This window comes from Thiohalocapsa marina (assembly GCF_008632335.1).
Classification (GTDB): domain Bacteria; phylum Pseudomonadota; class Gammaproteobacteria; order Chromatiales; family Chromatiaceae; genus Thiohalocapsa; species Thiohalocapsa marina.
The window spans coordinates 1-461 of record NZ_VWXX01000093.1; the positions used below are offsets into that span (position 1 = coordinate 1).

Annotated in this window: 1 protein-coding gene; it reads right to left on the minus strand. The window is 64.2% G+C overall.

What is annotated here, in order from left to right:
* Positions 1-278 precede the first annotated feature (278 nt).
* Positions 279-461 (minus strand): hypothetical protein (locus F2Q65_RS19590; protein WP_211354126.1); only part of this gene is annotated, 183 nt, incomplete at its 5' end.

Sequence of the window (461 nt, forward strand, 5' to 3'; positions counted from 1 at the left end):
GCGTTCGGCCGGAATGGCAATGGGGTCTTGTTTGCCCCCATTGATCTGCTCGGCTGGTGAGATATGCGGGCTAGGCTGCCTATGGCAGGAATTTGGACGGACAAACGATCGAGGCCTGCAGGGTCCGGTTTAGGTTCGAGACCGGACGGTCGGAAGGATGGACAGGACTTTCCGCCAGCGTTTAGCGGCCACCGTCACCACTATTGGCAGTGTCCGCTTTCCGCTGCTTGTAACCGCCCATCGCAACATCCCCGCTCCGCCTGTCTGCCGCCAATCCCCTACACCAACCCCCGCCGTACCGCCATCTCGGCCTGCACCGCCTCGGCGAATTCCCGCTTCACCGCCATCCAGTCCCGCTGGGCGATGGTGATCGGCGCCGGGGTGGGAAAATCCTTGAACCAGGGTCCATAGGACGGCCGCAGCACCTGCTCGCGCTCGGCGGCGAGCACGGCGAGGTCTGC